General features: G+C 32.9%; 16 protein-coding genes and 1 pseudogene. 3 read left to right on the plus strand and 14 right to left on the minus strand.

The features are described from left to right. Positions 1-66: 66 nt before the first annotated feature. The 8 genes from EW093_RS07940 to EW093_RS07975 form a co-directional block, all read right to left on the minus strand. Positions 67-621 carry an FHA domain-containing protein gene (locus EW093_RS07940; protein WP_187759881.1) on the minus strand — a complete coding sequence of 185 codons (555 nt, stop codon included), beginning with the start codon at positions 619-621 and terminating at the stop codon, positions 67-69. Next, the gene (locus EW093_RS07945) at positions 621-1640 is read right to left on the minus strand and encodes a serine hydrolase domain-containing protein (RefSeq protein WP_149567881.1); all 1020 of its coding nucleotides are present in this window, start codon (positions 1638-1640) and stop codon (positions 621-623) included. Before EW093_RS07945 ends, EW093_RS07940 begins: the two co-directional genes overlap by 1 nt. 57 nt (positions 1641-1697) lie before the next feature. Then, positions 1698-2387 (minus strand): substrate-binding periplasmic protein, encoded by a 690-nt coding sequence (locus EW093_RS07950; protein WP_149567882.1) that lies wholly within the window; start codon positions 2385-2387, stop codon positions 1698-1700. 31 nt (positions 2388-2418) lie between these two features. Further along, the gene (locus EW093_RS07955; protein WP_149567883.1) at positions 2419-4245 is read right to left on the minus strand and encodes a bifunctional homocysteine S-methyltransferase/methylenetetrahydrofolate reductase; all 1827 of its coding nucleotides are present in this window, start codon (positions 4243-4245) and stop codon (positions 2419-2421) included. Next, the gene (gene hisE / locus EW093_RS07960) at positions 4245-4787 is read right to left on the minus strand and encodes a phosphoribosyl-ATP diphosphatase (RefSeq protein WP_149567884.1); all 543 of its coding nucleotides are present in this window, start codon (positions 4785-4787) and stop codon (positions 4245-4247) included. The genes EW093_RS07955 and hisE overlap by 1 nt, the downstream gene beginning before the upstream one ends. A gap of 119 nt (positions 4788-4906) precedes the next feature. Next, positions 4907-6925, minus strand: a complete 2019-nt coding sequence (locus EW093_RS07965) for an adenylate/guanylate cyclase domain-containing protein (protein WP_149567885.1) — start codon at positions 6923-6925, stop codon at positions 4907-4909. A gap of 1 nt (position 6926) precedes the next feature. Continuing rightward, the gene (locus tag EW093_RS07970) at positions 6927-7520 is read right to left on the minus strand and encodes a hypothetical protein (protein ID WP_149567886.1); all 594 of its coding nucleotides are present in this window, start codon (positions 7518-7520) and stop codon (positions 6927-6929) included. Positions 7521-7591: 71 nt separating this feature from the next. Further along, positions 7592-9370 (minus strand): cache domain-containing protein, encoded by a 1779-nt coding sequence (locus tag EW093_RS07975; RefSeq protein ID WP_149567887.1) that lies wholly within the window; start codon positions 9368-9370, stop codon positions 7592-7594. Between the two features lie 275 nt (positions 9371-9645). On the opposite strand from EW093_RS07975, the gene EW093_RS07980 reads away from it, so the two are divergent. Beyond that, on the plus strand, positions 9646-9957 hold the full coding sequence (locus EW093_RS07980) for a putative quinol monooxygenase (RefSeq protein WP_149567888.1): 312 nt from the start codon (positions 9646-9648) through the stop codon (positions 9955-9957). After that, positions 9947-11095 (plus strand): iron-containing alcohol dehydrogenase, encoded by a 1149-nt coding sequence (locus tag EW093_RS07985; RefSeq protein ID WP_149567889.1) that lies wholly within the window; start codon positions 9947-9949, stop codon positions 11093-11095. The genes EW093_RS07980 and EW093_RS07985 overlap by 11 nt, the downstream gene beginning before the upstream one ends. Here the strand turns inward: EW093_RS07985 and EW093_RS17950 are convergent. The 6 genes and pseudogenes from EW093_RS17950 to EW093_RS08010 all read right to left on the minus strand — a co-directional run. After that, positions 11092-11223: a hypothetical protein gene (locus EW093_RS17950; RefSeq protein WP_187759882.1), complete on the minus strand. Its 132-nt coding sequence runs from the start codon at positions 11221-11223 to the stop codon at positions 11092-11094. The genes EW093_RS07985 and EW093_RS17950 overlap by 4 nt on opposite strands. Positions 11224-11249: 26 nt before the next feature. Further along, positions 11250-11882, minus strand: coding sequence for a phosphate acyltransferase (locus tag EW093_RS17955; protein WP_149567891.1), 633 nt, complete (start codon positions 11880-11882; stop codon positions 11250-11252). A gap of 68 nt (positions 11883-11950) precedes the next feature. Continuing rightward, on the minus strand, positions 11951-15169 hold the full coding sequence (locus EW093_RS08000; RefSeq protein ID WP_149567892.1) for an AAA family ATPase: 3219 nt from the start codon (positions 15167-15169) through the stop codon (positions 11951-11953). After that, positions 15166-16380 carry an exonuclease SbcCD subunit D C-terminal domain-containing protein gene (locus tag EW093_RS08005; protein WP_149567893.1) on the minus strand — a complete coding sequence of 405 codons (1215 nt, stop codon included), beginning with the start codon at positions 16378-16380 and terminating at the stop codon, positions 15166-15168. Before EW093_RS08005 ends, EW093_RS08000 begins: the two co-directional genes overlap by 4 nt. Continuing rightward, entirely contained in the window at positions 16377-17117 is a 741-nt protein-coding gene (locus tag EW093_RS18080; protein ID WP_425473401.1) for a response regulator, read from the minus strand. The genes EW093_RS08005 and EW093_RS18080 overlap by 4 nt, the downstream gene beginning before the upstream one ends. A 183-nt stretch (positions 17118-17300) precedes the next feature. Further along, positions 17301-19034: pseudogene (locus EW093_RS08010) on the minus strand (PAS domain-containing sensor histidine kinase); the annotation flags it as partial. 56 nt (positions 19035-19090) lie between these two features. Here EW093_RS08010 and EW093_RS08015 point away from each other — a divergent pair. Beyond that, complete coding sequence (locus tag EW093_RS08015) at positions 19091-19675, plus strand: pentapeptide repeat-containing protein (protein ID WP_187759883.1); 585 nt, start codon at positions 19091-19093, stop codon at positions 19673-19675. The last annotated feature ends 1 nt before the right edge of the window (position 19676 follow it).

Genomic DNA, 19676 nt, shown 5'->3' on the forward strand with positions numbered 1-19676 from the left:
GGTCGGTCTAGTAAGTAAATCATAGAATGTTACAAATTGTTTGTCAAATTTTTTTTAGAAAAAAAGCTAATTATTATTATATTTAGTGATCAACTCTAATCTAGAGTGGGTATCTGTCTTTTTTAATAGTTTTAAAATATGATTTTTTGCTGTTCCAGGGCTAATAAACATTATTGAGGCTATCTCCTTTGTAGATATACCTTTAACAAGGTAGGATAAAAGCTCCTCTTCCCTAGGGGTTAGTTTATATTTAGAACTAAAGGAGTTTATGGGGGAGTTGTGTCCAGTAATAATAGTTTGATCATTTAGATCAATATCTTCCCTGCTTTTTACCCTAAATTCAAAGTTACAAATATTAATTACATCTTTATCATGTAACCGGGTTTTATCTTTTATTAACCGTCCATTTAAAAGGGTTCCATTAGTGCTTTGACTATCACAAATAAAAATTTCATCTTTTATTAAAATAATTTCTGCATGTTTTCTACTAACAGAGGAGTTTGAGAGAACAAGATTGGAACTCTTGCCCCTACCTAGAATAAATGGGTATTTGTCTATCTTAGTTATCCATACCCTTCCATCTTCCTGTAACCCTTCAAGAAAAAACTCTTTATTATTCATTAGATTCCCCACTTTTTGTAACTCTCTATTGAGTGTAAAATTTCCATAATTAACTTCCATGCATTATCAGAGTTTGTAAGAATAACTAAACCATCTCCCCTGTAGGGTCTGGCAATAAAATAACTTATATAACCACTGCTAAAACCTGTATGCCTAAAGATTAAATCCTCACCAATAAATTTAAGGGAAATCCCTAATCCCCAACCACCTTTTTGGTAGCTTAACATATTCTCAATACTAGCTTTACTAAGTATGCCCTCATAATCACTGGTTAGTATTTTTTCAATTTCAATTATAAACTTAGAAATATCTTCCGCTGTAGACCACAGACCTAGGGCTGCAAGTTCAGGGTAATATTTATAACCGCTATCGATCTCTTTTCCAAAGAGATCATGGCCTAAAACTTTAATATTTGGGACTTTATAGGAGCTATTACTCATGCCAAGGGGGGATAGGATTTCACGTTCCATATAGTTTACAAAGGATTCCCCTGTGATATCTTCAATAACTTTTTGTATTATTGTAAAACCACTCCAAGAGTATCGCCTTTTTAAGCCAGGGTAGTATCTAATATGTATTTTATTTAATAACTCATCAAGGGTTGGGAACTCTTTATTAAAACCCATGGGTTGTGATTCATGGATTCCCGAAGTATGGGAGAGAAGAGTCCTAAGGGTGACTTTTCTATATCTTGTTACAGCATCTACACTAATTTTCCAGTCATCTAAATACTCATTTACATCTGTATCAAGATCCAGTAACCCCTCTTCTATTAATTTAAAAACTGCAACTGAGACAATAGGTTTACTAAAGCCTGAAACCTGATAAACATCTACTTCTCCCGGGCCATAACTTTGTAACTTTAAAATCTTCTTATCCTTAATTATACCTATACTAACATTTGGTACATTAAAAAAATCCATACGTTTTTCATATTCAAACTTATCTAAAGATAAAAGAGTATTGGAAAAGAGGGAGATACTAGACACAGAGAGGATTAAAAGAATAAGAGTTCTCATCACTTTATTTTAGATAGTAAAATATAAATAATCTATACTATATTTTTAGTTACAACCCTAATTTAAAGCCAAAACAGCTTTTATTATCCCTTCTATATCTATACTATTTAAAGCTTCCTCTAATTTTGGTATTAAATCCTTATGTTTAATATTTAGATAGTGGTATAGGGTTACCTTGTTTAGGGGAGTAGAAGTTTTAATTTTATCCATAAGATCTGAGCCTTTTAAATTGTCTAAACCGTTATAATAACCGGATATTACCACATCTACTCGCCCATACTTTAATAGTTTAAAAGCTAGATCAAGGTCATCTGTGGCAACAACATTCATGCCAACAACACTCTCTTGGGTAACCTTAATACCCCTCTCATATGCAATTCTATAAGGCTTTAAAGAGTCCCAACTATTAATATTTATACTATCTAAAAGATAAAATGCAACTGTATTTACTTCAAGAAGTGGTACATCGACACGAATTAATGTGGGATAAAGAGCCTCTATAACAGTTGCCCTACACAACTCTCCATCTGTATTACCGGAACTAGATAGTTGAATAGATCTAGGTAAAGATGTATTAGTTATAGATAGATCTAACCCTAAAATAGAGTAGGCTTCCTTTAAAATTGCAGTAGATATTTTAAAGTTTAATACATCCTTTGATCCTGTGGATATTACTAGGCTATCTACTGCTAAAATTGAATTAAGAAAAATAATACAAAATAATAAAAGTACAAATAACCTCTTCATATTTTAATTATACTACTTTTTTATTTATAATCTAATATTTTATATCCTTTGATAAAACTTCTAATGCTGTATTTATATTACCAAATGGAGGACTAACCTGAACACCCTGGATTTTTTCCTTTAGTGAAGCGACAATCTCCCTAGCAATTAGAACTCCATCCCGTCTTGCAGACTCTTTATCACTATGTTTCTCCATTCTAGTCATAATCTCTTTAGGGATCTCAACACCAGGAACTTCATTTTGTAAAAAGAGAGCATTTCGATAGGAAGCTAGAGGCCAAACTCCAATAATTACAGGAACCCCTGTTCCCTTAATTCTATCTATAAATTTTGATAAAAGATCTATATCATAGACCGGCTGAGAGATAAAAAACTCTGCTCCAGCTTCAGCCTTTTGGAAGGCTCGTTCGATCTCTCTGTCAATAAAAGGAGCTACAGGGTTTATACCTGCACCACTTACAAATGCTGTTCCAGAAGTTAAGGATGCTCCCCCTATATCAACATTTGAGTTTAATCTCTTTGTCATATCCAACATACCAATTGAGTCTACATCAAATACACCTGTTACATCAGGATACTTACCAACCTTTGGTGGATCTCCTGTAACTAATAACATATCCCTTAACCCAAATGACTCAGCCCCAAGGAAATCAGCCTGCATTGCAATAAGATTTTTATCCCTACCACAAACATGGAGTATAGGTTCAATGTTAGAACTCTGTTTAATATGAAGCGCTGTCCCAAATGCGGACATTCTAGATGAAGCTCTAGGACCATCAGGAATATTAATATACTTTACCCCTGCCTGATCTAAGAGTTTTACCCTACTCATAAAGCCACTAATATCAGATCCCATTGGGGAAACTAACTCTACAGTTTCAATCCATTTTCCCTCTTTTAAAGCTCGCCCTAAAGAGCTCCTTTTTTCTAGGGGTAGTGGAGTTTTAAACTCTACTCCATCTTCAACCTGAGCTAACTCAATATGCTGATAGCCTCGGTCTAAACTTAATACTGCATCGGCCATCTTTTTAATATGTTGGGGAGTAGTGCCACAACAGCCACCTGTAACAGATGCTCCTCCATCTAAAAATCTTTTTGCATATTCTGCAAAATACTCTGGTGTAGAGAGATATAACTGTCTACCATCTACAACTTTAGGGTGACCTGCATTGGGAATAATCGAAAATGGTTTATGTATAAAATTAATTGTATCCTGTAAAATCTCCAACATCTCTGCTGGACCCATGGTACAGTTTATACCAATAACATCAGTAAACTTTGATCTATCTAATCTCTGGGCGTATAAACGTCCTAGTTTTATATACTCACTTGGAGCCACAGGAGGAAGGGTAAACTGTGCCTGTACAGGAATATTTTTATACTTTTTAGTTATTTCACAAAGTTCAAGTAGTAAGTCTATATCTGAAAAGGATTCAAAAAGAATTATATCAACACCACAATCTATTAGTAGTTTTACCTGTTCAGTTAAAGCTTCTATCTCCTCTTTATATGAAGTTCCATTAGGGGCTCGTCCAATAGAGCCCGCAACATATAGCTCATCCCCTGCAGCCTCTTTTGCTAAAAGAACACCACTTTTAATTATATCTTCAACTCTATCTGCTAAGTTATAACCACCTAGATTTATTCGGTTTGCGGTATATGTATTAGTAGTTAGAACCTGGGCTCCAGCCTCTACATACTCTTTGTATATTTTAGAGACCATTTTAGGGTTAGTAATGTTAACTTCTTCAAAGGATCTATTTATAAATACACCCTTATCGTACAACATTGTACCCATAGCTCCATCAAAGAGAGTAATCCCTTTTTTAACCTTTTCTAGGTAGTTAATTTTTAACATTAGCCCTCTCTTCTTTTAAGTTCAGCTAGAACCTCTTCTATATTGATTCCATGCTCCTCTAAAAGAACCATCATATGATATATAAGATCAGCGGACTCATAAATTATCTCTTCACGCTCTTCGGCTAATATCAGTTCAATAGCCTCTTCCCCTGTCTTTTTTTTAATTTTTTCCAAACCCTTCTCAAAAAGGTGGGTTGTATATGAGCCCTCAGGCATATCTATCTTTCTCTGATGTATTACATTGTATAGATGGGTTAAAATTTCAGGTGATTCTACTTCTATTTTATCAGCCTGACTCTCTTTGTTATCACTGTTCTTATCTAGATCAAGTACAGCGCTATACCAAGTACCATGACCTTCAATTGAGATATATACACCCTCTCCATCGTAGGGGAGAAGTCTGCCTGTATCTGGGTTTATAATCCACAGCTCGTTGTTCTCTATACTTTTCCTGTATCCTTTTTCGTTAATTAATAGGGCAAAAAGGATATCCCCATCTCTATTTTCTACAACTAAAGGTAGTGTTAAGCCATCTCTCATTTTAATCCTCTCTATTAAGTTATTTTAAAGTAAATAACTATAAATATAAAGAGTTATCCAAGAGCCACATCTAGAACCACAAAAATCATTGCCCCAGATAGAGTGCCAATAATACAGGATTAATCCTTAATAGTTTCTCTAGGAATATATATATTCTCCTCAATCTTATGTAGATAACTTATACATGGGAAGTCATCTGGGCATCTCTCTAATATTTTAGAGAACATACCCTTAGCTTCATTATATTTTTCTTTTTGAAATAGTTCTACACCCTCTTCAAACTCCTCCCTAAACTCTATTTTTGACCTTATACTTTTATCGTTATCCATGTTAAAGAGTTCATAAACGGCTACAGGTTTCTTTTTTCCCTTTAGGTTAATCTTTCCTATATAACGAATAAAAAGACCTTTTTTCATAAATATATTGGAATAAGTATCCTCACTAATTGCAATATTTAAACCGTACTCCTTTGTAATAGACTCAATCCTTGAACAGATATTAACAGCGTCAGATATTACAGTTCCATCCATTCTCTCATTCTCCCCAATGGTTCCAAGCATTAATGAGCCTGTATTTATCCCAATTCCTAATTTTATCCCCTCATAACCAGATTTACTTCTATGAGAGTTATAAATATCTAAGGTTTTAAATATATCCATTGCTGCTTTTACTGCTGTATCAGCACCGGATGGGAATAGGGACATTATTCCATCCCCCATATACTTATCTATAAAGCCACCGTTGGTTCTAATAACCGGGCCTATCCTCTCTAAAAAAGAGTTTATAAATAGAAAGTTTTCCCTTGGAGTCATTCTTTCCGACAGGGATGTAAAATCCCGTATATCTAAAAACATAATTGTCATATTTAACTGAACATGATCCCCTAACCTTATATCTATAACTTCAGGTTTATCCAATATATTTAGAAACTCTTCTGGCACAAAACGTTTAAAGGATTTATTTAATGCGGTAAGTTTCTCTGAAAGCCTTTCAGACCTATGAAGGGTTTTTGCTAAATTCTGGGACAAGAGGACTCCCTGAGTAATTATAAAAAACATCATTCCCGATGGTGTTAAATGTATCGTATTAATAACTTCCTGGGCTAATAAAATATCGTTAATTGTTGTAACCAGTAAGACAGAGAAACCTAAAAGGGTGGCTATAGCCTTGAAATTCCCCTGTAAAGCTCGTCTAACCAGTATAAAGGTAGCTATAGCGGCGAAAATTAATGTAAATATTTGATAATAGAGAAGTAACTCAATTAAAATTTTATGGGGAAATATTATTGCAAAAATCGAGTATACTCCACTAACAAAATATACAGAAAAAAGGACCACCTTTGACCTTCTAAATGGAAAGTTTACAGCTATAAAAGTCATAAATAGAGGTACGGCGAAGTAGTATGTTAAGTGGCCAAGGGTTGCTTCTAACTCCAACGAAAGATTTGGAATAATCATTAAGAGGGTATGTTCCCCATATAGAGTTGTTCTAATCCCTAAAACAATAGCAAAAAGGCCAAAAAAGAGAGACGACTTCTCATCCCTTTTACTAAAATAGAAACTACAGTATAAAAGGCCTGTTAAAATTAGAGCCCCAAATAGAAATGCATCAAAAATTATACCTCTATTAAGATCCCTTAATAGAACCGACTCTAATCCAATAACAGGGGGAGAGGCTAAACCACCATGATTATCATGGGTATTAGCTACCTGTAAAATTATATCTAAAATAGGTGTGTTAGGAATTTTTACAACCTTAGTACTGTATCTTCTCTCATCCCCTCCATAGTAGTTACTTATTAATAACTCCCCATTAATATAGAGTTTATATGAGTCTAAATTGTATGGCATCTTAATTGCTAAACCATTTATACCACTATCTAGATAAATTTTTGTTCTAAATGTTCCTTTCCCCCAGACAGAGTATAGAGAGTTCTTACTCCAATCAAAGGGTATATCAACAATAGCACTAACTTTTGGTGGCTCTTCCCCAACAGAGAGATATCTATCCCAGAAAAACTCTAAATCCTTATTAATTTTTACAGTATTATTCTCCCAGTCAATATCTTTAACGACTTGATCGCTAAAGCTACATAGTAAAACAAGGAAAGAGTATAGAATGATCCCAAATAACCTCATACTACCATCCAATACTTCTGCTACTATATAAAAGGGAGAGTCTTATATATGTTTTAATCCCAATACCCTCAATTTTACATATATAAAATATTCTTTTTATAGTTAACAGTAGCTCTTCAAAAATAGTATCTCGGTCTATCTTATCCCTAATTATATCTTCTAGTCTTATGGCAAAATATGTTAACTCCTCCTCTATTCCGAGGGCTGAACTTTCATCCTCCATAAAATTAATTATATGGGGATCTGTATCAACAATGTATCCAATAAGATCAAAGGATAAAAATAACAACTCTACTAATTCAGATTCAAATGTATTATTTAAATTCTGGCTAAAGGTCTCTTGAAAATTAATATAATTTAGATCTGTATCGTAGTTTAAATTTTCAAGCCTGGCAAAACGACTCTCTTTATAGAATTTTAGTACAGAAAAAAGCTTAGAATAGATGTTCTCTAAGTTGCTATTTATATCACAATACTCTCCAGTACCATGACACAGTTCACAATCCATTTTTGGCTCATCAGTTTTACAGTTAGGGCAGTCAAACTTCCCCCATACTATAGAGTTATGATGAACATCCTTTATTAACTGATTCAAATCCATTATATTCTCACTTTTTAATATAATATAATGGTAAGTTAAAAATGATCTATTCGCAAATAAATATCCTATGTTTTAAACCTATTTACACTTTTTCTTAAACTCTCCCCACTCTCCTCTAGGTCTATAGTATTTCGTTCTAGTCTCTCCATTGAGTTAGATATCTTTTTAGCCATCCCAGTTATAATATCCATTGATTCAACAACATAATTAGCAATATTTTTTGAGTCATCCATTATATTTTCAACGCTATCCGCTTCCTTCTTTATTCCATAAGACTTTTCAGCTATATTATCAGAGGATATCTTAAGCTGTTCAACTTTTAAAATAATATCCTGACCTTCTGAGTTCAGAGTATGTGTCTGCTTTTTTATTCGGTCAAAAAGTTTAATACTCTCCTCTAAATATTTTATAGATTTATCATCACTAACATGGGATATTATTCTTAAAATGTTGTCCTTTGATTCTCCAATAAACAACTCAATATCCTTAAATGACTCAATCATAGAAGTAACACCTGAAGTTGCTGTATTAATTATAGACTTTTGATCAAATATTGACTTATTTAAGTCATGAATACTTCTATTTATCTCTTTAGCTGCCTCTGCTGATCTTAAAACCTTACTATCTAACTGTTTAGCCTGGTTCTTTATACTCACAATATTTACTAAGATCTTTTTAACTGCGGCAAAGGTCTCATTTATTCTATAAACAATATGGCTTCTAATATTAATTGATGCCTGAACACTACTTTTAATTTCAATTATAATATCTTGTATCGTATTTAAAAATGAATTAAATAGTTTTACCATAAGACCAATCTCATCCCTACTTGTAAGTTTGATCCTTTTTGTTAGATCCCCCTGACCATGGACAACATCATCTAGATTATTTGTAAATGTTTTTATAGGTATTGTTATTGTAGATAAAACAACAAATATTAAGACTCCTAATATAATTAAAACAATTAACCCTAGCCAATAAACACTTCTTTTAATTATATCCACAGTATCATAAAACTCTGATACAGAACCGTATAGACAGATATATAGGTTTGAATTTTTTTCTAGCCTAAAAGATACAAATTTGGTCGAACCATCACTTCCTACAAACTTATAAAAACCACTATCTTTACTTAAAACTCTAGTAAAATTATCATCAGCAACTGTGTTAATAAGCTCTTTATTTGGGTTTGTTATTATCACCCCTTCTTTAGACATGATAATAGGGTAACCAGTTAAACCAATTTTAACTCCATTTATAGTTTTATTAAGCTCTTCTAGGTCTACGGCCTCTAGAAATTCCAAAGTATTAGCATCTACACAGATGTTATATTTAAAGTTTGGGTTATACACCCGAAATACCAACTTATTTTTACTTTGGAACTCATAAAACTTATATGTGGACTCATCTGGTTTTAGTCTTTGAATCCAAGCCTGCATTGGAGCGATGGTCCCCTCCCTTTTAGGATTTGGGTGGGAGATAATTATACCCTTTTCATCTGTAATAAAAACAATTCCTGATCCAAGAAATTTAAACTGGGATACAGATTTCAAAGACCTACTATAAGCTTGATCAAAACTTATTTCTCCTCGTTCAAATTGAGAATAATACTCATTAGATATGGAGTTAGACTTCTCTCCAATAGCTCTTAAGTAGGAACGGGCAGATGTAGTTATTAAATCGGAAACCTGGTTAGTAACATTTCCAACCTGGTTTTTCAACTGATCATTTAGTTTCAATGTAATTGTATTTGAGGTCAACAGCATTAAAATCTCAAAGGATAATGCCAACAAGATTATTAACGAGCCACCAATAGATACAAAAAGCTTAGTTTTTATTTTCAAAATAGATCTCCATATATGTTATATAGTCAGATATATAAAGATTTATTTCTTTTGTATATATAAAATGAAACTCTAGGCTGGTTTTAACCAACTTCTAATAAAAGTCAAACCTAATCTAAATATTTAACTATAAATTATGAGCCTGACTTTGCAACAAGAATAACCCAACCATAATAAAGGGACATGCCCCTTAATTAAATGTTTTTTATCTTCCACGAATCATTCCTTTTCTAATTTGATCTATTAAACTATGATTTATCTATAAGGAGAAAATTATGTTAACCGTAAATGTAAAAGTTGTTGTAAAAGAGAATTACATAGAGGATTTTATAGAAGCAACCATATTAAATGCATCAAAAAGTAATTTAGAAGAGGGTATAATAAGGTTTGATATTATTCAAGAGTTAGATAACCCACAAAACTTTATGTTAGTTGAAGTTTACAACTCCCAGGATGCCCCAGCTGCCCATAAAGAGACTGACCATTACAAAACATGGAGAGATAAGGTTGAACCTATGATGGCTCAGCCTAGAAGTAGTATAAAATATAGCTCCATATTTACCAAGGATACAAACTATGACCTTTAATTTTCAAGCACCATCGGAGATAATATTTGGTTCAGGGAAGATAGATGAACTAGTAAATATTATTAAACCTAAAAGTGAAAATATAATAATAATAAAAGGGGCCTCCAATAGGTTTGATTATATTTTTGAGACTTTAAAAAGTAATGGAATAGACTACTCGATCTACTGTGTTAAAAACGAGCCATTAATAGAAGACGTAGACAGAGCTGTAACATTGGCTAAAACAAACCTCTCAAACCTAGTTTTAGGTATTGGAGGAGGAAGCGTAATTGATGTAGCTAAGGCTGTAGGTATTATGTTATTAAACCCTGGAGAGATTTTAGACTACCTAGAGGTTATTGGAAAGGGGGAAAAATTAACAGAACCCTCTATACCAACAATTATAGTTCCTACAACTTCAGGAACAGGGGCAGAAGTTACAAAAAACTCTGTCCTTAAATCCATACAACATAAAAGAAAGGTCAGTATGCGAAGTCCAGAGATGATTCCCAAGACTGTTTTAATTGATCCAAAACTAATGTTAACTCTTCCATCTACTACTACAACTTATACTGGAATGGACGCTTTAACCCAGGTAATAGAACCCTTTATATCTAGTTTATCTAACCCTTTTACAGATAGTCTATGCAGAGATGCCATACCTAGGGCGGTAGATGCCTTAGTTGGTTTAAAAGAGAAACCTAGTGATATAAAACTTAGGGAGGAGATGGCATATGTAAGTCTTATGGGAGGTTTAGCCCTTGCAAACGCTAAGCTTGGAGCTGTTCACGGTTTTGCAGGCCCTATAGGTGGAATGTTCGAAATACCCCATGGCCTTATATGTGCAATTCTTCTACCCAATACAATAAAAGTTAATATAGAGGCCATAGAGAGTCTTGGATTAGAAGAGGATATAAACAAGTATAACCAATTGGCAAAACTAATTAGTAGTGATAAAAACCTAACAATAAGAGATTTACCGAAATTTCTATATGATTTAAACAAAAAGCTAGAGATTCCAACTCTTAGCCATTTTGGAATAAAAAAGAGTGATTTAAAAGAGATTGTAGATCTATCTAAAAACTCAAGCTCGATGAAGGGAAATACTGTTTCCCTTACCGAGACCCAGATGATGAATATTTTAGAATCATCCCTTTAAAACATATCTAGGGCCAGCTGTATAGAGTCTATTTTAACCTGTGTTTCATCGGCCCTAGAAGTTAAAATCACAGGAATTTTTAGCCCAGAGACAATACCACAGATAGAAGCATCACCAAATAGACTCAAGGATTTATATACAACATTTCCCGAATCTATATTATTAAAAGAAGAATATCTGCGTCCCCTGCAACACTAGAATTGAATCCTTTTACTTCTGCAGCATGTTTTGATAGGGAGACATCGAAGGATATTGGCCCCTCAATAATTGCTCCATCAATATCCATCTTGCTTAGAGCTTCCCCATCCACTGTGCTTTTTATTCTCGGGTTAACAAACTCAATAGGACATACACAGGCGACCTTTGGCTTTTCAACACCTAGGGATTTAACAACTCTAATAGCATTTCTTAATATACTCTCTTTCTGTTTAAGATCTGGCTCGATATTTATACCACAATCGGTTAGATATATGGGTTTATGGTATTTAGGTAAGATAAATCTGGAGATAAGACTAATAACTCCTCCATTTTCATATAGAAGGTCTCTATCCTTTCTTAAAATAGACTTCATAAAGGTTCCAGTTTGAACAAGACCCTTCATTAATATGTCAACCTCTCCCTTTGAGGCTAACTCTGAGGCGTACTCACTAGCCTTTCTCTCTTCTAATATATTAACAAGAGTAAGACCCTCTAGATCGACATCTAAAGATTTAGCTAACTCCCTGGTTTTATTTATATCTCCAATTAATATAAAGTCTACTTTTCCAATAAAGTGTTTTACACACATTAAAACACTTTCTACTTCACATTTTACAATTGCAATTTTTTTATCTTCATAAATGTATTATAAATTATTTAAATATGTTTGCAACCCGGTCCGCTTAAAGTTCCCCGGCCACCACTGTTTTTCCTTATATTTATCTGGGTTAAGATCCTCTGTTTTAATGCTGGCACATGGGATATAACTCCTATAACCTTACCATCTTGGTGTAGACTTGAGAGGGTTTCTAAGGCAGAATCCAAGGCATTTTCATCTAAAGTTCCAAAGCCTTCATCTAAAAATAAAGAGTCTACTCTAACCTTATTACTAGCCATTCCAGAAAGACCTAAGGCTAAGGCTAAACTAATAATAAAGCTCTCCCCTCCTGATAGATTTTTTGTTGAACGGATCTCCCCTGCCTGATAGTTGTCTATAACATTCAGCTCTAAAGGGTTTTCCATATCTCTAATTAATAAATACCTATCACTTAGTTTAAAAAGTTCTCTATTTGCAAACTTTATCACCCTTTCAAAGGTTAAACCCTGGGCAAAATTTCGAAACTTTTTTCCATCTGCAGAACCGATTAAATCGTGTATTTTTTTCCAATTTTCACACTCTAGTTTCTGAGCACTAATCTCTTTTTCCTTGGTCTTAAACCTCTCTTTTGAGCTACTATTATAATCAAGCTTCTGCTTAATGCCTCCTATATCTTCCCCTAAACTATTTATCTCTAGGTCTAAAAGAGAAATGCTCTCTTTAATTTCAGCAGGGCTCTCATTTGTTAGTTTTTTTTCTAACTCTCCCTCTAACTGGGCAATTCTATCTTCTTTTTTGGACTGAATATTGGTAAGGGCAGTATCTAACTCTCTCTCCATTTCAATAAGCTTGGATCTTTGGTTACTATCAATTCTGTATTTTAGAAAGTCATCCACATCTATAAAACCAAGTTCTTTATATCTCTTTTCAAAATTAGAAAATATCTCACTAATTTTCAGTTCTCTACGTTCAATATCTAAACTTAACGTTTTTAGCTTTGTCTTCTCTTGAACATACTCTTTTTTAAGATCCTCATTTTGAACTCTTAAAGATTCTATTTTTTTGTCTAAATCTTCTAGGTTAGATCGAAGATTTTCTTCCATTTCATCAGGATTTTCATCTTTAAGTAGACCATACCTTTCAACCTTCAAACCCTCTAAAATAGTTTGAGACTCCTTAAATAAGTTTAATTTTTTTTCTAAATCCAACTTATTCTCAGAGAGACTCTCCCTTGTCCTTAAAATAGAACCTTCTATTTCTTTTATAGATAATCTGAAATTTTGCGATTTTAAATTATTTACATCCCACAACCGAGATCGTTCTTTTAGGCTATTAATAGAGTTAGAACCAAACTCTTTTAATACACCTTCAATACTTTCTTTATTGCTTTCTAGTTCACTATTTAACTCTAGGATCTCTTTTGTTACTCTTTTATAGTTATTATTAGACTCATCTATATCAGAAACAACCTTAATTATCTCTTTCTCAATATTACTAACAAACTCTTTACTATTAGAAAGCTTACTTTCTAGCTCTTTTATAGTGTTCTCTTTATCTTCTACAGAAAAAATAAAATTCTCTAATCCTTCAATCTCTTTTGCAGTCTCATCAACACTACCGTAGGAGTCTTTTTTATAAGGGTGATCTAAAGAACCACAAAGAGGACAGGGGCTATTATCTAAGAGTTTTTCCCGTTCATCTTCCAGTGATGTTATCTTTTCTAATAAGCTCTTCTCCCTTATTAGACTGTTTAAATCCCTTCTATACTCCCTTAAAAGTTTACCCCCTAGGAGTCCATCTAAATCCTCCCGAGCCTGTTCTAAATCTGTAAATATTCTACTTGAAATATCATTTTGTTTACCTAACTCTCTATCTTTATTTAATTTACTATTTTTAAATTCTTCACTTTTGGATAAAAACTTATCCCTCTCAATACTTTTAAAATAGATCTTATCTTCTAACTTTTTACACTGATCTAAGATTGAATCAATCCTGTTTAACTGGTTAGTTAACTCCTTATCATTTTCACAACGCTTTATATAGGATTCAACCTCTAGATACTCTTTCTTAATAGAACTCTCTTCTTCTATTTTTTCATTGAGTTTTTTATCAAGCTGAATTAAAACCTTCTCTAGTGTTTCAATCTCCCTCTTTTTATCAGCATACAACTCGCTACGCTGTTTTATATCGTAGTCTAATCTTCGTACGTTATTTAATATTGGCAGCTTTTTAGACAAAACCTCTTTTGCATCTTTTATTTTTAGTTCTAACTCTTCTAAAAAGCTGTTATATCTATTTGACTCTTCTTCAATTTTAGGTAGCTGATTTTTTATACCCTCTAATGTTTCTTTACTATTTTTTTGCTCGTTTAATAGACTTGAGTATAAAGCGTAGGATGATTCAATTTCTGCGGCCTTTTTTACCCTTTGTAAAAACTCTCTTTTAGGTTCAAAAAGTTCACTTCTACTTAGAATAGATTTATAATCTATTTCAATAACCTCTAGATCCTTTTGTAACTCCAAAATTCTGTTTAACCACGTTATTAAGGATTTTTTCTCCTCTAGTTCTTTTTTTAATTGGAACTGCCTAGCCTCATATTGTTCTAGGTTTAATATAAGAGAATCTTCCTCTTCCTTTGAAAGTAGGCTAATGCCCCCACTCTCAGCTACTAAAATAGAGTGTTTTTCAACTTCAAGCCTATTTATCTCATGAACTTTTTCTGAGATATCACTATAGATCTCAGTTCCTGTTATCTGCTCTAAAATAGGTGCTCTCTCATCTGCTGTAGCCTTTAGAAAGGCTGAAAAACTACCCTGAGCTAACAGTATAGACCTAGTAAACCTCTCTAAATCCATTCCACTTTTTAATATAACAAGGTCTAATACATCTCTTTTTTTATTAGCTAATACATCCTTTGTATTAAAGTCTGAAATCTCATGTTTTGCATCTGCTAGTCGCCCATTGGGACTTTTTCTAGCCCGATGTTGCCCCCAAAAACAGGTATATATACCATCATTTACCTTAAATGTAACTTCAGAAAAACACTCCCCCGTCTTCCTAGACATTATCTCGTTACTACTTTTACTAATTAGTCCTAACCTTGGAGTGGCCCCGTAAAGAGCAAGACAAATTGCATCTAGAACAGTGGATTTACCAGCTCCAGTCTCTCCGGTAATGGCAAAAATCCCATTTGTAATATACTCTTCATGATTAAAATCAATCTCCCACTCTCCGTATAGGGAGTTAAGGTTTTTAAAGCGTAGGTTTAGGATTTTCATATATTTGTATCCTCTTCATAAACCTCTGCTAAAACCCTTTTATACAGTTTCCTAAGAAGTGGTTTTTCATCTTTACTTACTTCATAAACATCTAAACACTTCTCAAAAACATCCTCAGTAGTTAACTCCTCTAACTCTTCTAAGGTTTGGGAACTATCTAGAACCCTTCTAATTAGTGAACTGTTTTTTATTATTCTGACTTCTAAAAAGCTGTCACTAATTAGCTCAAGAATCTCATCCTGAAGATTCCCAACAAAGGCGCTCCCCTTATACTCAATTTCTAACCAAGCGTGGCTCTCCCTATCTTTTAGCTTTTTTATACTATCTAAGATGAAATCTTTATTACCACTTAGCCTAATTAACTCCTGAAATTTAGGAATTTTAATTTCATCAATTTTAATCCCCTCTCCGTTAAGGTCCACCTGTATTAAAATCTTATCCTGCGTTGCTTCCCCAAAACCCATTGGAAGTGGGGAGCCGCAATATCTAATATGGTTTAAACCGTTTACTTTTTGTGGCACATGTAGATGCCCTAGGGCTACATAGTCTAAAAAACTAGGAAAAATATCACTTCCTGTGTGGGATAAAGAGCCGACATATAACTCCCTTACACCATCCCCATCTAAGGTTTTACCCCCAGCAGTAAACAGGTGACCCATAGCGATAATAGGAGTATTTCCCTCTTTTAAACTAAGGGCGTAGTTTGAGACTTCTAAGTAGTGATCTTTTATTGCCATTACAAGTTTCTTATTTTTATCATCTAAATTCTCACCTGTATCAACACTTCGGATATCCCTATCCCTTAGATATGGAACAGCACATATAATTAACTCCTGGCTACCATCTTTATCGTATAAAACAATTACCTCATCCTCTATATTTTCAACACATGGTACTATATGGATATTCATAAATTTTAATATATCCTTAGGTGCACTTAAAAAAGATGGAGAGTCATGATTACCTGCTGTTATTATAATATTTCGACAATCACTATCTTTAACTCTATGTAAAAATTGATAATATAACTCTTGAGCCCTATTACCTGGTGTTGTAGTATCAAAAATATCTCCAGAGACTAACAGTAACTCAATTTTTCGGTCGATTATTACTCCTAAAAGCCAATCTAAAAAGGAGGAAAACTCCTCTAACCTCTGCTTTCCATATAGTGACCGACCAAGATGCCAGTCTGATGTATGTAAAATTCTCAACTTAAATTCCTATTAATAATCTCAATTAGGCCTTCAGGTTCAATTGGTTTAGATATAAAACCACTCATTCCAAACCTTAAACATTTTTCCCTATCACTCTTTGAACTGTTTGCTGTCATAGCAACTATTGGAACACTATGATCTAAAACCCCAGACTCTTTTGATCTAATAATTTTTGTTGTTTCAAAACCATCTAGAACCGGCATATTACAATCCATTAAAACTATATGATATTTCCTCTCAGAAAGATATTCAATGGCTTCTTTTCCACTATTTACAACATCAACAATAAATCCATTCTTCTCTAAAATTCCTGTTGCAACCTTCTGATTTATTCTATTATCATCTACAACTAATATTACAATATTATCCCATAACATCTCTCGAATACTATGTTTAGTTATTACCTGATTTTCTTTTTCTTTTTGATTAATTAATGCAAGGAGACTATCGTGTAGGTCCGCTTTTTTTACAGGTTTAGTAAGATATGCGGAGATCCCTATTTCTGATAAGTGCTTTACATCTCCCCTTATACCAAACTTTGTCAAAATTGCAATTTTTGTATCTTTAATTCGTGGATCAGTTTTAATAGACCCACACAATCTGTCCCATTTAGAGTTATCAATATCAATAAAAAGGATTTTTATAGGATGTTTACTTTTTTTACACTCATAGAGTTTTTTTAAAAGTTTTTCCTCGTTATTGGCAATATTTATATTAACATTCCAGTACTTCATTTTTTCTGATAACTTTTTACAATTCTCAGCATCATCACAAAAAATCAATATATCAATTGTAGCAATACTATTTAATAGTAGATTAGCTTTTTTATCTATATATCTTACATCTTCCTGTTTTAAGAGAGATAAAAACACAGAGAACTTTGAACCTATTCCCAAAGTTGATTCTACAAGGATCTCACCCCCCATAGCCTCCACAATTTTTTTAGATATGGCTAAACCTAGTCCTGTTCCCCCATATTTTCTTGTGGTAGAGGCATCTTCTTGGGTAAACTTCTCAAATATTTTACCAATTGATCCTCTATCTATTCCTATGCCAGTATCAGTAACAGAAAATTCAAGGCTAACCTCTGTTTCAGACTCTTCTATTTTTTTTACAGAGACAATAATTTCTCCTGACTTAGTAAACTTAAAAGCATTACCCACTAAATTTAGTAGTACCTGTCTTATTCGTCCAGGGTCTCCGTGTAAAAACTGAGGAATATTTGGATGTAGGTCTAATTTAAGCTCTAAATCTTTTCCCTCAGTTTTATAACTCTGAATCTCAATAAAATTTTCCAATAGTGTTTTTAAATTAAAATCAAAGGACTCAAAAACAAGCATATTTGCTTCGATTTTAGAGATATCTAGTAAGTCATTAATTAGTTCCAATAGAATGTTTCCACTAACTTTTATTGAGTGAATATACTTCTCCTGCTCCTCATTAATATCAGAACCAGATAGAAGGTCAGCCATTCCTAAAACTCCATTGATAGGGGTTCTAATTTCATGGCTTATTGTGGATAGAAAATCACTCTTTGTTTCACTTAAGAACTCGGCATGTTCTTTAGCTTTAACAAGATCTCTTTTTAATTTATTCTCTTTAGTTACATCATTAAATACAATAAAGGTTGTGTTATTTGTAATAACAACAAAAACTTCACACTCCCGGATATTTCCAAATTTACCTGTAATGTTCCAGGTTTCTACAGAGTTTGAGTCACTACCAATCTTTAACCAAGCCCTAAGTGCTTTTAACCTATAAGCTTTATCAGGAAATATTGCATTCCATAACTTGATACCATTAGAGAAGTCCTCCTTTGAGTAACCAAAGGTCTCTATAAATTTATAATTATAAAACTCAATCTCCTTATCAGAGTTGGATATTAACATTGGAATAGGAGATAACTTTATAAGTTTTCTTAATTTAGCCCTACTCTCCTTTAGTTCATCCTCTGTCTCATGATGCTCTAAAATTTCATACTTAAGTTTTTTATTAGCCTTTAATAAATTCTTCTTTTCAATACCTAAAGAGTTTAAAAACCGATATCTTATTCTGATATAAAAAAGAACTGAAAGAGTTACTAAAAATATAGTTAAGAGAGAGATAATAATAGAGACCCTATAAAAAGGTCTATTAATCTCATGGATTTGAATACTAACAACAACACCTATATCTAAGAGATTCATATATCCATAGGCAGCTAAAATCTTTTTTCCACTGGAGTCGATGCTGTTAAAGACCCCATACTTACTCTTTTTATCAATTATATTCTTTTTAAAGAGACGTCTAACTCCTGTTATTTTTGGGAAAAGGAACTCTATATCATCATTTGTTTTTTTTATATAGAAGTACTCAAACCTATTATCTAACTCATTTAAATTATTTAAGAAACCATCAAGGTGAAGATACAAGCTCTTTTCAAGTTCATTATAACTATAGTTTTTAGTATTAAGCAGATACTCCGCATTTGAATCCAGCAGACCTACCTGTATAGAGACAATCTCATTTAACCTCTCTTTATACTCATTAATCGACTGGGTATATAATACAACAATTGTTGTAGAAACAACAAAGAGAGTGCTGAAAATCATAATAAAAGCTAAAATATAGAGATTGGGTTTGGTATAGTCCTTTGATGAGTTATACTTCATTTAATAATTATAAACTCTTATTGCTTATTTTTAAAGCTTTAAGTTATAGTCCATATATGGAAAAACTTTTTGGCAGAGACTCTATTGAGAATGAAGAAATAGAGTCCATAGACTTATCAGAGAAAAAACTACTAAGCAAGTTAATAACAAACACTACTTTTAAAAGCTGTAACTTTACCCAAACAGACCTATTTGAAACAACCTTTGAAGATTGTGAATTTTACGAATGTAACTTTAGTATAACCAATATTCAACATACAGGTTTTAGAGGCGTAGTTTTTAAAGATTGTAAGTTGCTATCCCTAGATTTTACTAAAAGTGATCAATTTGTTGTTGATTTCGAATTTCAGGGCTGTTTAATTCAAGGGTGTAGTTTTTCTGATATGAACCTAAAAAGAATTAAATTTATTAAATCTACTGTTGCAGACTGCGATTTTTTCAACTCCGACTTACAGGGATCATCATTTAAGGAGTGCGACCTAATTAAAACCAACTTTCTTAATACAGACCTTCGAAAAGCAAACTTTCAAGGTGCTAAAAATTATATAATTAATCCATCTTCTAATAAGATAGAGAAGGGAATATTCTCACTACCTGAAGCGATGTCCCTTTTGAATGAATTTAAAATCATTATAAAATAAA

This window comes from Thiospirochaeta perfilievii (genome assembly GCF_008329945.1).
In the GTDB taxonomy this organism is placed as follows: Bacteria; Spirochaetota; Spirochaetia; order DSM-2461; family DSM-2461; genus Thiospirochaeta; species Thiospirochaeta perfilievii.